This window comes from Micromonospora sp. NPDC085948 (genome assembly GCF_040686315.1).
GTDB lineage: Bacteria > Actinomycetota > Actinomycetes > Mycobacteriales > Micromonosporaceae > Micromonospora.
Map to the genome: position 1 here is coordinate 281,851 of NZ_JBFBJW010000001.1, position 16,066 is coordinate 297,916.

The 16,066-nt window shown below is 70.2% G+C and carries 6 protein-coding genes; all 6 read right to left on the reverse strand.

Features of this window, described 5'->3' with window-relative positions:
* Positions 1-196: 196 nt before the first annotated feature.
* A complete protein-coding gene (locus AB0O48_RS01420; RefSeq protein ID WP_357571827.1) occupies positions 197-8,836 on the reverse strand; it encodes a DNRLRE domain-containing protein in 8,640 nt (2,879 codons plus the stop codon).
* 338 nt (positions 8,837-9,174) lie between these two features.
* A complete protein-coding gene (locus AB0O48_RS01425; protein ID WP_357246557.1) occupies positions 9,175-10,224 on the reverse strand; it encodes an acyl-CoA desaturase in 1,050 nt (349 codons plus the stop codon).
* A gap of 136 nt (positions 10,225-10,360) precedes the next feature.
* Positions 10,361-13,762 carry a hypothetical protein gene (locus tag AB0O48_RS01430; RefSeq protein ID WP_365062331.1) on the reverse strand — a complete coding sequence of 1,134 codons (3,402 nt, stop codon included), beginning with the start codon at positions 13,760-13,762 and terminating at the stop codon, positions 10,361-10,363.
* A gap of 48 nt (positions 13,763-13,810) precedes the next feature.
* Entirely contained in the window at positions 13,811-14,131 is a 321-nt protein-coding gene (gene cutA, locus AB0O48_RS01435; protein ID WP_357066756.1) for a divalent-cation tolerance protein CutA, read from the reverse strand.
* Between the two features lie 73 nt (positions 14,132-14,204).
* Positions 14,205-15,209 (reverse strand): 1-acyl-sn-glycerol-3-phosphate acyltransferase, encoded by a 1,005-nt coding sequence (locus AB0O48_RS01440; RefSeq protein ID WP_357571830.1) that lies wholly within the window; start codon positions 15,207-15,209, stop codon positions 14,205-14,207.
* Positions 15,209-16,042, reverse strand: coding sequence for a patatin-like phospholipase family protein (locus tag AB0O48_RS01445; protein WP_357246566.1), 834 nt, complete (start codon positions 16,040-16,042; stop codon positions 15,209-15,211). The genes AB0O48_RS01440 and AB0O48_RS01445 overlap by 1 nt, the downstream gene beginning before the upstream one ends.
* Positions 16,043-16,066 lie beyond the last annotated feature (24 nt).

Consider the following 16,066-nt stretch of genomic DNA (forward strand, 5'->3'; position numbering starts at 1 on the left):
AAGAGCACGGGCGTTATCGACACTGGCTCCTTGTCGCCCTCGCCCTCCGTTGCCAGCGACATTTCGTAACCCGCCTGCTCGAGCGCGTCGAGGGTCGATTGCCAATCCCTAAGAGAGGCATCGAGGACACATATCTCCAGCAGTCCACCTTCTTGCAGAGATATCCGACGGAGAAGCTCAGCGTGGTTGCCGGGGCTCACGGCTGGCCCCTTCGATAGTCCGTGTGATCGAGGAATCCGACGAAGTCGCCGTTCGCCTTCCATCTCGCGCCGATGTCCGGAAGGAGTTGGTCGATCACACCCCCATGTTCGGGGTGGTTCCACCTCTGAGTTGCCGTCTTGGAATTCGTGAGGAGGTCTTCGATCAGATGATTCGACATCCCGACCCGATCCTTGCCGGAACGCAGCGGGATGAGTGACGTGTTCGGTCGGCCCATGTGCTTCTGGTACGCCCGCGAGGCAGCGGAATCTCCTGCCTTTCCGTTCAGTGGGTCGGTGGCGCTCTTGTGCATGGCACCCGCATCGGGGGTGCAGTTGTGCACGAGCACCGAGGTCGTGCCGGCCAGCACATAGTACGTGTGGATGTCGTCGACGGTCAGGTTGTAGACCGTCGCGTGCTCCGTCCAGCGGCGCGTACTCACCACTGACAGCTCGCGGCCGTCCGAGCTGACCACCTGGTCGCCGGCAATCAGCTGCCCGGCCTCGATCCACCGCTGCTCGTCCTCCACCCAGAACGGGTGACCGGCGGTCGCGGTGATGTCGGCGGTCTCGCCGTCGGCCGCACCGTCCACGGCGACGGCGACGTCTACCAGGTCCCGCTCACCCTCACCACGGATCAGCCTGGTCACGGGCTTGGCCTCGGTCTCGCCCGTCTCGGGAGAGCTGGCCAGCACCTGATCACCGAGTTCGACGGCCTCGATGGGCTTGGTGCTGCCGTCGGCCATCAGCACCAGGGTGCCCGGCACGAAACTGTTGGACAGGCAGTTCCCGCCGGTCTTTGAACCGAGCTTCAGGCCGCCGCCACCGGCCCCACCCTTGGCACCCGTGGCTGCGGCCCCCTTCGCCGCGCCGCCCCCGCCGCCACCGGCGGCGATGCTGAACGCGTCGAACAACAGGTGCCCGGCTGCCTTACCCGGATGACCGGACTTGACGTCGTTGGTCAGCCCGTCGGACCAGTCCTTCACGGCCTGACCCGGGTTGCTCAACGTCTTCTTCAGCGACTCGCCGCGCTCCTTGTTCCGGCCCTTGGCCGCGTCGCTGGTCTCCTTGTCGACCGCGGGGCTGTCGGCGACAGCGGTGTCGTACGCGGCCTGCGCGATGTTCTGCCCGGCCTCCTTCACGTCGGAGCCGATCGCCGAAGCCGCGTCCTTCACGAAGTCACCGACCTCGTCGGCGGCGTCGGAGAGCCAGTTGTGGCCGTCCAGCTCCACGTTGCTGATCGGGTTGCCGCCGGCGAACGCGTACCGGTTGCCGGTGTACGGGTCGACGGCCAGGCCCAGGTCGTCCAGCGCCCCGTTGTACGAGTCCCGGGAGAGGAACTGGTTGATCCCCGGGTCGTAGTCCCGGAAGCCCATGTCGTAGTCGCCGGTCGACTGGTCGAAGCGCTTGGACTGGAACCGGTACGCGTTGTACGGCGCCTTGTCCGGGTTCTCGGGGTTACCGGCGTCGGGCTTGTCCACACCGGTGAACTGACCGGCGTCGTTCTTGCCGTAGGCGCTGTAGCCGTAGGTGGCCCGGCCGTCGCCCTTGTCGTCGGTGATCTGCCCGATGTCGGAGGACCCGTCGTAACCGACGTACGAGTCCTCCTGGGTGTCGTCGGTGTTGGTCTTCACCTGCGACAGCAGGTCACCGCCCGGACCGCGCTGGTAGGACTTGACGACCTTGGTGCCCTCCAGCTCGGCGGAGATGTCACCGGTCAGCCCGAGATACGCGTACGTGGTGGTCTTGCCGCCGTAGGTGCGGGTCGCCTGCCGGTCCAGCGGGTCGTACGTGTAGTTGGTGGTCTTGTTGCCCGGGTTCTTGACGTTGGTGACGACGTGGTCGAAGCCGTCGTAGGTGTAGCTCTCCAGAGTGATTCCGAGCGAGGTCACCGTCTTGAGCCGGCCGTACGGGTCGTACGCGTAGCTCGCCTCGACACCGTCGATCTTGGCGGACTTCAGGCGGTTCTTGTCGTACTCGTAGTCGGTGGTGACACCGCCGACGGTCTGCTTGACGACGTTGCTGTTGGCGTCGTGCACGTAGCTCTCGGTGCCGGCGCCGCTGCCGGTCTTCGTGACCGTACGGATCCGGTCCTGCGGGTCGTAGGCGAAGGTGCTCGTCGTGTCGACGTACGCGCTGCGGTTGTCCGCGTTCTGCTTGTGCGAGACGTCCTTCGACTTCTGCCCGTTGGCCTCGTACTCGTAGGTGTGCTGGTTGACCACCGCGCCGCCGGACTTCTTCTCCACCTGGCTCTGCACCGAGCCGTTGAGGAAGTAGTCGGTGGTGACGACGTTGCCGTTGCCCTTGGTCTCGGTCGCCGTCTGCCCGCGCTTGTTGTAGGTGTAGCGCGTGTACTTCGGCTTCGGGTCCGTCGGCGACGTCGAGTTCTTGATCTCGCTGGCGAGGTCCCGCTCGGTCTCGTAGGTGTACTCGGAGATCTGCGTGTCGTGGGTGCGCTTCTTGAGCAGATCGTTGGGCTCGTACGAGAACGTGGTGGTGTTCTTGACCGCCGTGCTCTTCTTCTCCTCCACGCTGGCGACGCGGTTGAGCATGTCGTACGACACGGCGTAGGTGTCGATGGCCGCCCCGGTGCTGGTGTCCAGCATCTTGGCGAGGTTGCTGTTCACGTCGTACTCGTAGGCGAAGTTCTTGCTCGGCGTGCCCGAACCGGCGCCGTTGTCGGACTGGCTCTTCTTCTTGCCGTCCGGGTAGTAGGTCCAGTCCATCTGGCGCGGGGTGCCGCTGGCGCCGGCGACCGTCCGGGAGGTCTGCGCGCCGTTGTTGTCGTAGTCGTACGTGGTGGTGATGTTCCAGCCGACGTCCTTCGAGGTGCGGATCCAGCCGTTGTCGAAGAACGTCTGCACGGTGTCGTTGCGGGCCGACTGGTCGTTCGACGGCGGTGCGGAGATCAACTCCAGGTTGCCGACCGTGTCGTACTGGTACTTCGTGACCGACGGCGTGGTGAACTGCGAGTCGTCCCGGTCGTACGGTTGCTGGACCTCACGGACCCGGTTCACGGCGTCGTAGAGCGTGACGGTCGTGAAGTCGTCCGGATCGTTCGTGGTCTCGACCCCGCGTGGGCTGATCTGCCGGCTGAGGTTGCCGACCCCGTCGTACTCGTACTTGGTGGTCCGGTAGGTGATCGTGCCGCCGGACGACTGGTACGGCACCTTCTGCTCGATCAGGGCCGAACGCTCGTCGTAGTTCATCAGCGACCGGTTGCCGTCCTGGTCGATCGCGACGGTCGGGTTGCCGTCCCGGTCGTACTCGACGCCGGTGCTGTTGCCCTTCGGGTCGATCGTCGTCTTGACCCGACGGTTCAGGTCGTAGGTGAACTGTGCCGTCCAGTCGTTGGGGTCCGACGTCGCGTTCTTCCGCTGGTCGATCTGCTGCCGGACGTTGCCGGCCAGGTCGTAGTCGATGCTGAGTCGGCCGTTGAGCGCGTCGGTGACCTCCTTGGGCCGGTTCAGCTCGTCGTAGACGTACACCGTGGCGTAGTCCAGCGTGTCGGCCGGGGTCAGCATGCCCTTCGGCTCGGTCACCTTGATGACGTTGCCCACCTGGTCGTAGTCGTACTTGGTGGTCGACGCCTCGGAGTTGGAGGTGTCCTTCGGTGTGGTGACCGTGCTCGGCCGGTCCAGCGCGTCGTAGACCGCGGTGGTCACCGCCCCGGTCGGTGACGTCTGCTGGGTGGCGTTGTCGTTCTTGTCGTACACCGGAGCGGGGGTGGTGATGTACACGCCGTTCGCGGCGTCCTTCGGGACCTTCTGCGTCAGGGGACGACCGAAGCCGTCGTACGTGTAGGTCGTGGTGCGCTCTTTCGGGTCGGTGACGGTGAGCACGCTGCCGATCGACGAGTACGTGTACTTCGTGACCTCGGTCAACGGGTTGGTGATCTTGCGCGGGTAACCGACCGGGTCGTAGTCGGCGTAGTCGGTGCTGTGCTTGTTGGCGTCCGTCGCCTTGGTCATCCGCCCGAACGGGTCGTACGCGTAGCTGGAGGTGTAGTCACCCTCGAGGCTCGTGGCGGTGCCCTTGGGGTCGGTCACCGAGGTGAGGTTGCCGACGGTGTCGTACCCGAACTTCCAGTGCCGGCCCTCCGGCGAGTACTTGTCGGTCAGCTCGGCGGTGTGCCCGGCCAACCCGTACCGGTAGTCCATCCGCAGGCCGGGGGTGTTGTTCCGGTTCGCCTCGGGATCCTTGACCTCCAGCGGGTAGCCGGTCACCTGGTCGAACCGCCAGGTGCTGATCGCCCCGCCGGCCTCCTCCAACCGGCTGACGTTGTTGTCCGCGTCCCAGCCCAGCAGGGTGGCCTGGTTCAGGGCGTTGGTGATGCGCGTGGCCCGACCGAAACCGTCGATCAAGCTCTCGGTGGCCCGGCCCTTGGGGTCGGTCACCGTGGTGAGCACCCCGTCGCTGGCGTCGCCGTCCGGGTCCTGGTAATCCACCAGGGTGTTCTTGAGCAACCGGTCGGTGACCATGTTCACCTTGCCCTGGAGGAACTGGTCACCTGCCTCGTTGTAGGCGATCTTCGACACGGCCGTCCGCGGGTCCACCACCCGGGTCAGGCGGGCGTTCTGCGGCCCCTGCGACTCGTCGTAGACGAAGCCGAAGGGCTTGGCGTCGGCAGTGCCGGACCCGTCGGTGACCTCCCGGAGCAGTCCACCGTCGCTGTAGACGAAGGACATCACCCGCCCACTCACGTCGGTGATCGACTTGAGCTGGTTGATGATCCGCCGGTCCTGCAGGTTCGTCAGGCTCTGCTTCGTGCCGTTGACGAACGCGGTGTAGCTGTCGCCCGCGGCGTAGTAGTCCAGGGACAACGTCCGCCGGTTCTCCGGATCGGTCAGGTAGCGCAGCATCGCGGTGTTGCGGTAGTCGACCTGCATCCGCTCGTAGGTGAACAGGAGCTGGTTGCCGTTACGGTCCCGCACGGCACTCTGGTAGCCCTGCTCGTCGAAGACGAACTGGCTGCGGTCCGGCCGCGTCATCGTCCACGCCTGGCTGGTGTCGCCGCTACCGGTGCGTTGCAGGTACAGGTGCACCCCGGCGGGCTGCACGTAGCGCCAGTCCGCGGTGTTCGCGCTGTTGTGCTTGTCCAGGTTGAACAGGTGGGTGGTGCCGTCACCGTCGGTCATCGCGACCTGCTGCGGCCACGTGCTGTCCCCGCCCCGGAACTGCAACGGCGACCCGAGCCGGACCGCGCTCGTGGTGGACAACGACCAGCCCAACCCCATCGACGAGGTGGACGTGTCCTGGCTGTTGTAGGTCAGCCGGACGAATGTCGACACGCCCCGGCTCGGGTTGGCCAACGGGTTGTAGCCGAACACGGCGTTACCCGAGAACTGGTTGACCATCAGCGACGAGCCGGAGCCCGCGCTGCCGCCGGCGTACTGGTAGAACTTCTCCAGCCCGAGCTGGTCGGAGGTGGGGTCCTCGACGGCCACCGCCTGGTCGAGGGGTTGGATCTGGGTGCCCTCCGACAACCACTGCCCGGAGTTCTTGTTCCGCAGGTCCCACTTCAGGACGTAGTCCTCCCGGCGATCGCCGTCACCACCGCCGGCGGGGGCCTTCACGGTGGCGTTGATGGTGACCACACCGCCGGGTGCCTGCGCCGACGGCAGAGGCGTCTCGATCGGGTTGCCCGCGTTGGTGGCGGGGGTGCCGTCCGGACGCGTCCAGTGGTACGACAGCACCCAGTCCGACGGCGACCACACCGACGACGACGTGGTGTTGGTGACGGTGACCGGCACCAGGTACTGGTCACCCGGGATCATCCGGCTCGGCGTGTTCGGCGCGTGGTAGGTGCTGGCGTTGTTCGGCACGGTGTAGATGACCCGCAGCCGGGGCCGCAGCGACGGTTCGGCCGCCTCGGCGGAGAGGAACAGCACCCGCTGCTCCACACCGGCCTCGTTGGCAAGCCGGATCTGGACACCCTTGTTGTTGCTCGCGCTGTCCACCCAGCGCTGCACCAGCGGGCCGGCCTCCCAGTTGACCCAGCCCGGGTCGCCGTTGAGCGAGCTGACCGTGGACTGCACGGTCGACTCCACGTCGCCGCCCGCCGTGTTCCAGGCGATCCCGGACTGGGCGCTCTTCCACGTCGAGGTCGTCTCGCTGAAGTTCTGGGTCAACCCGCGGAGCTGGAACTGCTGCTGGCCGGCGCCGTCGCCCTCGGTGTACCAGCCCCACAGGCCGACCTGCGCGTTGACGATCTTCGCCTGAGCGGGCAGTCCGGTGACGTTGGGGAACTTCAGCACCACTCGGCTGTTGCCGTAGATCGAGCCCTTGTTGCCGACCTGAAGCTCACCGCCGGCATCCAACTTGTCCCAGTTGTTGTCCGGTTTGGCGCTTGTCAACGTGTTGTCGTCCGCGCCGGTGAAGAACCTGATCACCTGGCCGGCCTTGGGCAGCCGCACCATCTGGGTCTGCGCCGGGATGACCGTGCCGTCGCGCAACCGCACGGCGACCATGTAGAAGTAGGCCTCGCCGAACTGGGTCGACGAGTTCGCCGGGGTGGGCGTCGCGTGGGTGTCCGAGTACGTGGTGCGGCCCGGTCGAATCGGGGCGACCAGGGTGGACGCGTTCGGCATGAAGTTCTGTGTCTTGCTGGAGTGCACCTGGTACTCGACCAGGTCGTCATCCGGCGACGACGAGGGGTCGGTGTAGGACGACCAGGACAGGTCGGCGCCGGTGGCCCGGACGGTGGTCACCGGATTCAGCGCGACCCCGGGCTTGCCCCAGGTCAGCACCAGCTTCGGGCCGTGGTCGTCCTCACCACCGTAGGAGAAGTCGCCGGACTCGTACCGTGGGCCGCCGTTCTTGTTGGTCTCGTCCTTGCCCTTGAGCATGAAGCCGTAGTTCGTCGCGGGATTGTCCAGCCAGCCCTGCACGATCGAGCGGACGCTGTAGCTGTGCCAGGCGTTGGTCTGGTTCAGTGGCTTGGTCACCTCGGCCCGCTTGACCAGCCGCACCGCGTCGGCCACGACCTTCTTGTTGGCCACGTCGCCGAGCACCACCTTGTGCGTGGTGCCCGCCTTGAAACCGTAGGTGCCGATCGACACCCAGTTCTGACTGCCGGAGCCGGTGGTCTGGTTGACCGTCTTGACCACCGAACCGCCGTCGTGGAACACGGTGTAGGGCGCGTTCGTGGCCCGGTCCGAGCCCGGCACGTAGTGCACGTACACCTCGTACTGGCCGTCCTCGGTCAGGCGCGGCACCCAGGTGAACGTCTGACCGGTGGACGCGTCGGCGTTGTACCGGTACGCGCCGTTGTTCGCCAGGCTGCGGTCGGTGGCCGTGGCACCCACCCACTCACCGCTCGCGGACACCTTTGCGGTCTCCGCCTCGTCGACCTGCTCCCGGTTCTCCCCGACTTCGGCGAACTTGGCGCTCATGCTGCTCCACGTCGCGGTGGTCTCGTTCCACGCCGCGGTCACCCGACGCGCCTCGAACGCGATCGCGCTGTCGTCGGCGCCACCGTGGGTCTGGTCGAAATACATCTGCAGCTGCGCCGAGTCCAGCACGGTGTTGGCCGGCACCTTGGACAGGTCGAACTTGGTGAGCGAGCGGAACGTGCCCCCGGTGGAGGCGCCGGCGGACAGCTTCCAGGTGCTGTCGAAGTTCTCCGTCGGACCGCCGGAGGCGAGCATCACGTCCTGGGCCTGGTTCAACGTGGGTTGGACCTTGATCGTCGGATCGATCACCACCGGGTACTTACGGGCGGGGTCGCGCAGCCAGGCGTCGTCCGCGCTGACCGTCACCACCGTGCGACCGTCCTGCTGGCTGACCCGCTGGCTGACCTGGTAGCTCATCGCCTTGCCGACCACCGACGCCTGGTCGTCGGCACTGTCGTACATGTACGGCCGAGGCATCGTGAAAAGCGCCGGACCCTGCCAGTCGGTGGCGAAGAACGACAGCGAGCCGTCGGCCTCCGGCACCGCGCGGACCGAGTCCACGTCCAGCGTGAACGTGTACGTGGCCGGCCCGCTCGGCGCGGCGGCCAGCACGATCTGCTCCTTGATCGCCGACGGGGTCACCTCGTAGACCAGGTCGGCGCCGCCGAGCGCGCCCGGGTAGGTGACCCGGGAACCCTTGGCGGTCGGGCGCAGGGCCTGCGGGCCGCCGGCGAGCCCGAGGGTCAACCCGTAATCCCCCATCGAGTACGACAGCACGCGGTCACTGCGGTCGCCGAACCTGCCGGCGAACGTGTTGCGGGTGGCGGCGAAGGGGTAGCCAGAGCTGTCCCCGGCGGACACGGTCGACTGGATGTCCTGCCAGCGGCCCTTGCCGTCGCGGTAGTGGACCGGCTCGCGGCTGGCCTCCGCCTGCATCCGTCCGTCGGCCAGCAGGTAGACCTTGGTGCTCGCGGTGCGGCGGTCGACCAGCTCCCGGACCCGGCGTGCCGGCGGTATCGCCTCGGCGGGTGTCGGCTGGGCCACCGAGGGCAGGACCTTCGCCGGACCCGGTGGGGTGTCCGGCACGTCCCGGCCCTGCGGCGTCGGCGGGCGCAAGACCGTGCCCGCCCGGGGTGCCGACTCGGCGCCACCTGCCGGCCGCGCGTACGCGGGGCTGCCCGAGACCACCAGCACGACGCCGACCAGGACCGCAATTAGGCGGCGTCCATTACCGACAATGCTCATTTGTTTTCCTTCACGCGATGCCGACAACGAAGACACAATTGCCCACGGCACTTGACGTGCCGGTCACACTGCCGCGAAGAAGGAATCGGACGCGCAGAAACAGCGCCGGACACCGCGACGAGGCTCAGAGAATGAGTCAGATCAGCGCCCCCCGTGGGTGCCGCAGTGAACCTAGCAAGCCATGATTGACCATGGCAACTATTGACCTGAGGCAATTTTTGCGATCGCTGCTTTTCCCCCGAGACCGGATATGCCGGCCAGAAACACATCGATGGGGCGGCATCATCAGATGCCGCCCCATCGATCAGTACTCACCACCGCCGCAGCGGCGGTGCCGTTCAGCCGCGCAGCGGCCGGCCCACCTCGTGCAGGTGACCGAGCGCCTGCCGGTACGACTCGATCAGCCCGGTCTCGGCGTACGGGATGCCCTGCTCGGCGCAGTAGGCGCGCACGATCGGCTGAGCCCGCCGCAGGTTGGCGCGGGGCATGTTCGGGAAGAGGTGGTGCTCGATCTGGTAGTTGAGCCCGCCCAGCGTGGTGTCCACCAGTCGACTGCCCCGCACGTTGCGGGAGGTCAGCACCTGCTTACGCAGGAAGTCCAGGTCGTCCTCGGCGGTCGGCATCGGCATGCCCTTGTGGTTCGGTGCGAACGCGCAGCCCATGTAGAGGCCCCACAGCGCCTGGTGCACGACGGCGAAGAGCAGCGCCTTGACCGGCGACATGACCGCCAACAGCAGCGCCACGTAGCCGACGGTGTGCGCGACGAGCAGCGCGGCCTCGACCGCCCGGTGCCGCATCGGGACGGCGTACCTGCCGTCCTCCCGGCCGACGATCGCCCGGATGCTCGCCACGTGCAGGCTCAGACCCTCCAGCAGGAGCATCGGGAAGAAGAAGTACGCCTGCCGCTGCGCCATCCAACGGCCGAACCCGCGGGTCTCCAGCGCCTGCTCGTGCGTCCACACCAGGGCGCCCGCGCCGACGTCCGGGTCCTCGTCCTCGTGGTTCGGGTTGGCGTGGTGCCGGTTGTGCTTGTCGACCCACCAGCCGTAGCTGATCCCCACCGCCACGTTGCCGGCGAACATCCCCACCAACTCGCTGGCGCCCCGGCGTCGGAACATCTGCCGGTGACCGGCGTCGTGCCCGAGGAACGCGACCTGGGTGGTGGCCACCGCCATCAGTGCCGCGAGCGGCAGCTGCCACCAGGAGTCGCCGAGCAGGAACACGGCGATCCAGCCGGCCACGAAGGCGCCGAGGGTGAGCGTGATGCGGGCGACGTACCAACCGGGGCGTCGCTCCAGCAGGCCCGCCTGGCTGATCCGCCGGGACAACTGTGCGTAGTCACTGCCTCGCCGTCGTACCGGCGGTTCCGCCACCGCTCCGAGCGCCATTGCTGCTCCCGATCCGCTTGTGCCTGAACCAGGACGGTTCGGGCTTATCGTCAAGTCTCCCGTCCGCGGTAGCGCTGAGAAAACCTGGCAACCCCCGAATCGGGGGTAGGGCGGGCACTACCCCCGATGGCGTGACTCAGCCCAGCCGGGCCACCGTGGCCCGCAACCGAGCCAGGTCACGCCGCCGCCGCTCGTAGGTCGCGGCCAGCCCGACCAGCGCCAGCCCGCCCACACCGAGGTAGATCCACCGGGGAAGCAGGTCCCAGCCCCGGGCCACCTCGTGCAGGGCCAACAGCGCCAGCACTCCCCCACCGAGCAGCACCGGCGCCTGCCACCGGCGGCTGGCGCCGGCCAGCACCGCGCCCAGGGCCGCCGCGCCGAGGAACAGTCGCCGCCACGGCTGCGGGTCCGCCCCGGCCAGCACCGACACGAGGCTCGGGAGCAGCGCCGCGACCAGCCCCGGGCCGAGGGCCGGCCAACTGGTCAGGCCCGGCCGGGTGCGCAGCGCCAGCAGACCAGCGCCGAGGGCGAGCGCCGAGGCCGGCAGGGTGTACGCCTCCAGCACGGTCACGCCGCCGGCGGACAGCAGCACCCACGCACCGAGCAACTCGCTGCCGGCGGCGATGCCGGCGAACACCCACCGCCGACCGGCCGGCTCACCCCGTCGCAGCAGCCGCAGCGCGACGGCCACGCCCCAGAGCACACAGACGGTGGCGAGGTGCCGCGCCACCTCGACGACGAGCACCGCCGCCACCAGCGCCACCGCCTGCGCGGCAGCGTCCAGCACCCGCCCGACCCGGTCTCGCGGCGAGGCCACCGCGGCGACGGCCAGCACGAGCGCGGCCACCCCCAGCAGCGGGTACGCCGCCGCCCGCAGCGGCAGCCCTCCGGCGAGCGGGGCGGTCACCGCCAGCGCCGACGCCGCCCCCACCGCGGCCAGGCACCCCGCGACCCGCACCTCGACCACGCGCGCCCCGACGGCGACGACGACCGCCGCCACCAGCAGCACCCCCTGCGCGGCGAGCGTCCCGGCCGGGGTGGCCAGCAGCCCCGCCACACCGGACGTGGTCAGCACCACCCCCACCGGTACGACGACAGGTGCGCCCGCCGGCCGCGCGGCAAGTGCCGCGAGCAGCAGCGCGGCCATTCCGACGAACAGCACAGCCGCCGGCAGCACCGGCCACGGCGTGCCGATCGCGAGGAGCAGCACCGGCAGGGCGGCCGCGACGAACGGCAGCGCGAGCAGCACGCGTGGGCGGATCCCCCGACCGGCCAGCACGACGGCCGCCCCCAGCACGGCCAGCGCCAACCCGCGAGGGAGCGCCATCGGGTCGGTGACGATCGTGGGCACGCCCGACCACACCCGCTCCCGACTGCCGTACGGCGACCCGAGCGCGGTCAACACCGTTGGCAGGGCCGCCAGGACCGTGACCACCGCCAGCAGGCCCCCCGCCGCCAGCAGCACGGCCCGCCGGACCGGTTCCTTCTCGCCGGCCGCCGGCCGCTCCCACCGGGCGACGAGCGCGACACCGAGCGCCGCCAGCGCGGCGTACAGCGGCAGTGGCTCGTTGCCCGCCACGACCAGCGGCGTGAGTCCGGGCACGGTCACCGCGACCACGGCGCCGGTCACCGCGTACCCGGTCAGCTCCACCCGGTGGCGACGCGCCGCGAGCACCGCGACCAGCGACAGCCCGGCGGCGACAAGGGCCAGCCGCGCCTGCCACCAGGGGGGCGCACACGCGGCGAACAGCGCCACCGTGGCGACCCCGGGCAGCGCGAGCTGCGCGACCAGCAGCCCCACGCCGGCCACCTGCCGGTACGGCCCGGCGCCCCGTCGTACGGCGAGTGTCAGCCCGACCACGACGACGCTGCCGAGCGCCACCAGAGCACCGGTCGGGGTGGCCAGCGCGACGAGCAACCCGTGCCCGAGCAGGACGGCGGCACCGAGCGCGCTGGTGCGCAGCGAGGCGGCGCGTGCCGCCGGGCGGGCCAGCACGGCGACCAGCAGGGCGACCCCGCCGACCAGGTCGACGGCCACCACCGCCGGCCAGGGGGCCGCCCAGCCGGTGGGCACGGCGAGCAGCACCGCCACCGCGCCGGCCGGGGCGAGCACCGCTCGCGCCCTCCCGGGCAGCAGCAGGACCGTCGCGCCGAGCACCAACGCGACGGCGGGTGCGAGCTGCCAACCCCAGTCCAGGTCCGGCCCCGTCCCGGCCCCGCGCCACGGCGGCAGCGAGCGGCTCACGGCCGCGACCGCGAGCACGGCGGTGATCAGCGCGGCCACCTGCGCCGTGCCGGCCGCGACCAGCAGCGCACCGGCGCGCGGGCCGGTCCGCCAACCCCCGGCACCCGGCAGCAGCCGCACCGCACCGGCCAGCACGAGGGCCACCGTCGCCGCCGCGATCAGCAGCAGTGCCGGCCGCAGCTCGGCCACCGGGCGCAGCAGCGCGGCGGCGAGCACCGGCACCAGCACAGCGCCGGCCACCGCCCGCAGCGCCGGTCCGCCGACCAACCAGGCCGCACCGAGCCCGGTCAGCGCGACAAGCAACAGCGGCAACCCGGCCAGCAGCGGCGAATCCGCCGCCCGTCCGAGGACCAGCGGCACCAGGGCGCAACTCGCGGCGCCGACGAGCGCGGCCACGTGCCCGACCGCCGCCGACACCCGGCCGACCAGCACCGCCACACCGTCCCGGCCGCGCAGCGCGACAAGCACGCCCAGGTCCAGCAGCGCCACGGCGAGCAGGACCAGCGCCCATCCGGCCGCACCCGGTTCGACCGCGACGGCGAGCAGCGGCAGCACCGGCTGGGCGGCCAGCAGGGCGGCGAACCACGGCCCGGTCAACCCGCTCCACCTGCCGTACGCCACGGCGACCGCCGCGCTGGCCCCCCCGACCAGCGCGGCGTACCGGCTGCCCGGCCAGCCGGCCACCCCGGCCAGGTCCACCGACCAGGCCGCGTAACCGTCGAGCACCACCAGCAGCAACCCGACCGCGGCGAACGTCTCCGCCGTGCCGCGCAGCCCTCGACGGACCGCCAGCAGCGGTACGGCCAGCAGCAGCGCGGTGAACGCGGTCAGGATCGACGCCCGCCCACCGACGCCCACCGACGCCCAGGCCACCGCGGTGAACACCACCGCCGCGGTGCCCAACAGCAGTCCACCGAGGACGAAGAGCAGACCCTGGATCGTCCGGCTGGACGTCTCCGCAGCACCCGGTGCCGCATGCTCCGCAGCACCGGGGCCGCCGGTCGGCACCGGCCCGACGACAGGCGTCGGGCTCGGCACCACCGGAACAGCCAACCCCGCGCGGACGACCGCCGCCAGCTCGGCCCGCCGCCGCGACAGCACCGAGAGGCGTCCAGCAAGCTCGGTGTACGCACGGCGGGCGCGCTCCACCTCCGGCTCGAGCTGGGCGACCTCTCGGCCCAGCCGGAACACCTCGGCGGCGACCGGATCGGGTGCGCGCCGGCAGCCGGTGCAGCCGGTGCTCAGGCCGGCCGGGGCAGCGCAGGCCGGGCAGGGATAGCGGGTGTCATCCACCCGGTCATCATCGGGAGCAGACCGGGGCGCGGCCCAGAGTCCGCGTACTCAGGGTCGGGTGTGTTCGAAGACCCAGGTCGCGTACGCGGGATCACCGCTGTCCACCCTGGACACCAGGATCTCCGGCACCTCGTACGGATGGCTGACCCGGATCTGATCCACCAACGCGGCCAGCCGGTCCGGTGCGGTCTTGAACTGCACCGACCACTCGGAACTGGTCTCCACTCCGGACCGCCACCAGTAGGTGCTGTCCACCTGACCGCCCACCTGTGCACAGGCGGCCAGCCGACCGGCAACGGCCGCGGCCGCCAGCACGTCGGCGACCGAACGCGCATCCACCACCGTCGTCACCACGCAGATCTGATCCACGCCCGCACCCTACGCGGCGCCACCCCGTCGAGCCGGCTTTTCGCTCCCGACCGCGAGGCCGCGCGGCGCACGCTCATCGATTGGCCGCGATCCAGGCGTCGATCCGTGCCCACCAGTCGAACAGCCAGTCGATGCGTTGCTGCCGTCCGACCGGCACGTCCTCCGGCGGCACCGACCAGAACCGCATCACGATCTGCTTGTCCATCGGCAGTTCCCGCCACACGTCGGCGACGGTGAGCATCCGGTCCAGTCCGGTGTGGGCGACGAAGATGACCCCGGCGTCCGGGGCGGCGTCCAGCGCGGCGAGCATCCCGCCGGGCTGCGGGGCGAGGACGTGGCGCATCCGCTCGGCGCGCAGGGCCATCCGTTCCAGGCCGAGGGAGCGCAGCCGGGCGATGGCGCGCAGCCGCCGTTTGGGGGTGAAGTTACCGCCCTCGGGGAAGATGACGAACGCGTCGTTGTCGTCCAGGCCCGCGGCCAGGTGCCCGACCTGGCGTACCGTCTCCTCGCCGCGCTCCGGCGTCGGCGCGATGAAGCGGTTGGGCAGCCGGTTGAGCAGCACGTCGATCGCCGGGTCCCACTGGAGGCTGTCCTTCAGGACGATGCGTGGCTCCCGCTTGAACCAGTTGACCAGGCCGTGGATCAGGATGAACGAGTCACCCGGCCCGGCGTGCCGGCAGAGCACCAGCTCCGGCCGGCCGGGCAGCGCGGTGTCCGGGTCGGTGCCCACCACGTCGATGCGCAACCGCAGGGTCCAGCGGGCCTGCCAGAACAGCACCCGCAGGAACCAGCCGGCCAGCACGTAGTGCGCACGCTGGAAGGCCGGGGACCGGACCCGCAAGCCGAAGCCGGAGACCACCCAGAGCACGAAGAGCGCGAGCAGCGCGGCAGCGTTCCAGACCAGGTACACGCAGCCGATCCAGAGCAGCCGCAGTGGGCGCAGGCGACCCGGGACCAGCGGCGACGCGGCTGCGGCGAGGAGCGCCCAGACCGGCAACGTGGTGACCACGACGAAGGCGAGCACCACCACGGCGGGGGCGAACAGCAACCGGCGTAGCCACCTGGGGGGCAACGGCATCACCGCTCCAGGTGGGTGGCGAGGTAACGCCGGGAGGCGGTGTACGCCCGGCTGATCCGCCGCCCCACCGCCGCCATGTCCCGGTACGCCCACGGGGTGTCGTCTCGTGGGTTCAGCCCTCCGGTGGGCAGGACGTGCACCTCCACCCCCTCGGGCAGCGCGGCCATCTCGCGGAAGAAGCGGTGCCGGCGGGAGATCTCGAAGGCGACCTGCGCGATCTCCCACGGCCGTCGGGGCGGCGTCAGCTCGCGTTCGATCCGACCCACCTGGAGGACGTAGATCCGGCGCGCGCCGACGGCCACCGCCTCGCCGATCGGGATGGAGTTGACGATGCCACCGTCGACGTAGTGCGCGCCGTCGATCTCCATGGGCGGGAGCAGGCCCGGCACCGAGGCCGAGGCCATCACCGCCGGCACGACCGGACCGGTGTCGAACCAGTGCTCGGCGGCCCGCTCGATGTGCGCGGCGCAGCAGCGGAACGGGACCCGCAGATCGGCGAAGGTGGTGTCCACGCCCAGCTCGGTTTCGAGCAGGCGGCGCAGCGGCCGGGGCGAGTGCAGGTGGGTGCGGGCGGCGAAGCGACGCAACTGCCGGGCGACCGAGTCGCCGTACACCTCGCTCGCCTCCGGCGAGGCCCACAGCCGGACCAGCCGGTCGGTCACCGCCTCCGACGGGTCGGCGGCGACGAGCGCCCCGTTCACCGCGCCGATCGAGGTGCCGAGCACCATGTCGGGCTGGATGCCGGCGCGGAACAGCGCGCGCAGCATGCCCACCTCGACCGCGCCGAGCACTCCCCCGCCGCCGAGCACGAACGCCACAGGTCCCGCCGCCATGCCCCTCATCCTGGCACGGGTCCG

What these genes read in the sequence shown, in the direction of transcription:
- AB0O48_RS01445 (WP_357246566.1), bottom strand. Translation starts at nt 16,042, where the DNA reads ATGGCGGCGGGACCTGTGGCGTTCGTGCTCGGCGGCGGGGGAGTGCTC.
- AB0O48_RS01440 (WP_357571830.1), bottom strand. Translation starts at nt 15,209, where the DNA reads ATGCCGTTGCCCCCCAGGTGGCTACGCCGGTTGCTGTTCGCCCCCGCC.
- AB0O48_RS01420 (WP_357571827.1), bottom strand. Translation starts at nt 8,836, where the DNA reads ATGAGCATTGTCGGTAATGGACGCCGCCTAATTGCGGTCCTGGTCGGC.
- AB0O48_RS01425 (WP_357246557.1), bottom strand. Translation starts at nt 10,224, where the DNA reads ATGGCGCTCGGAGCGGTGGCGGAACCGCCGGTACGACGGCGAGGCAGT.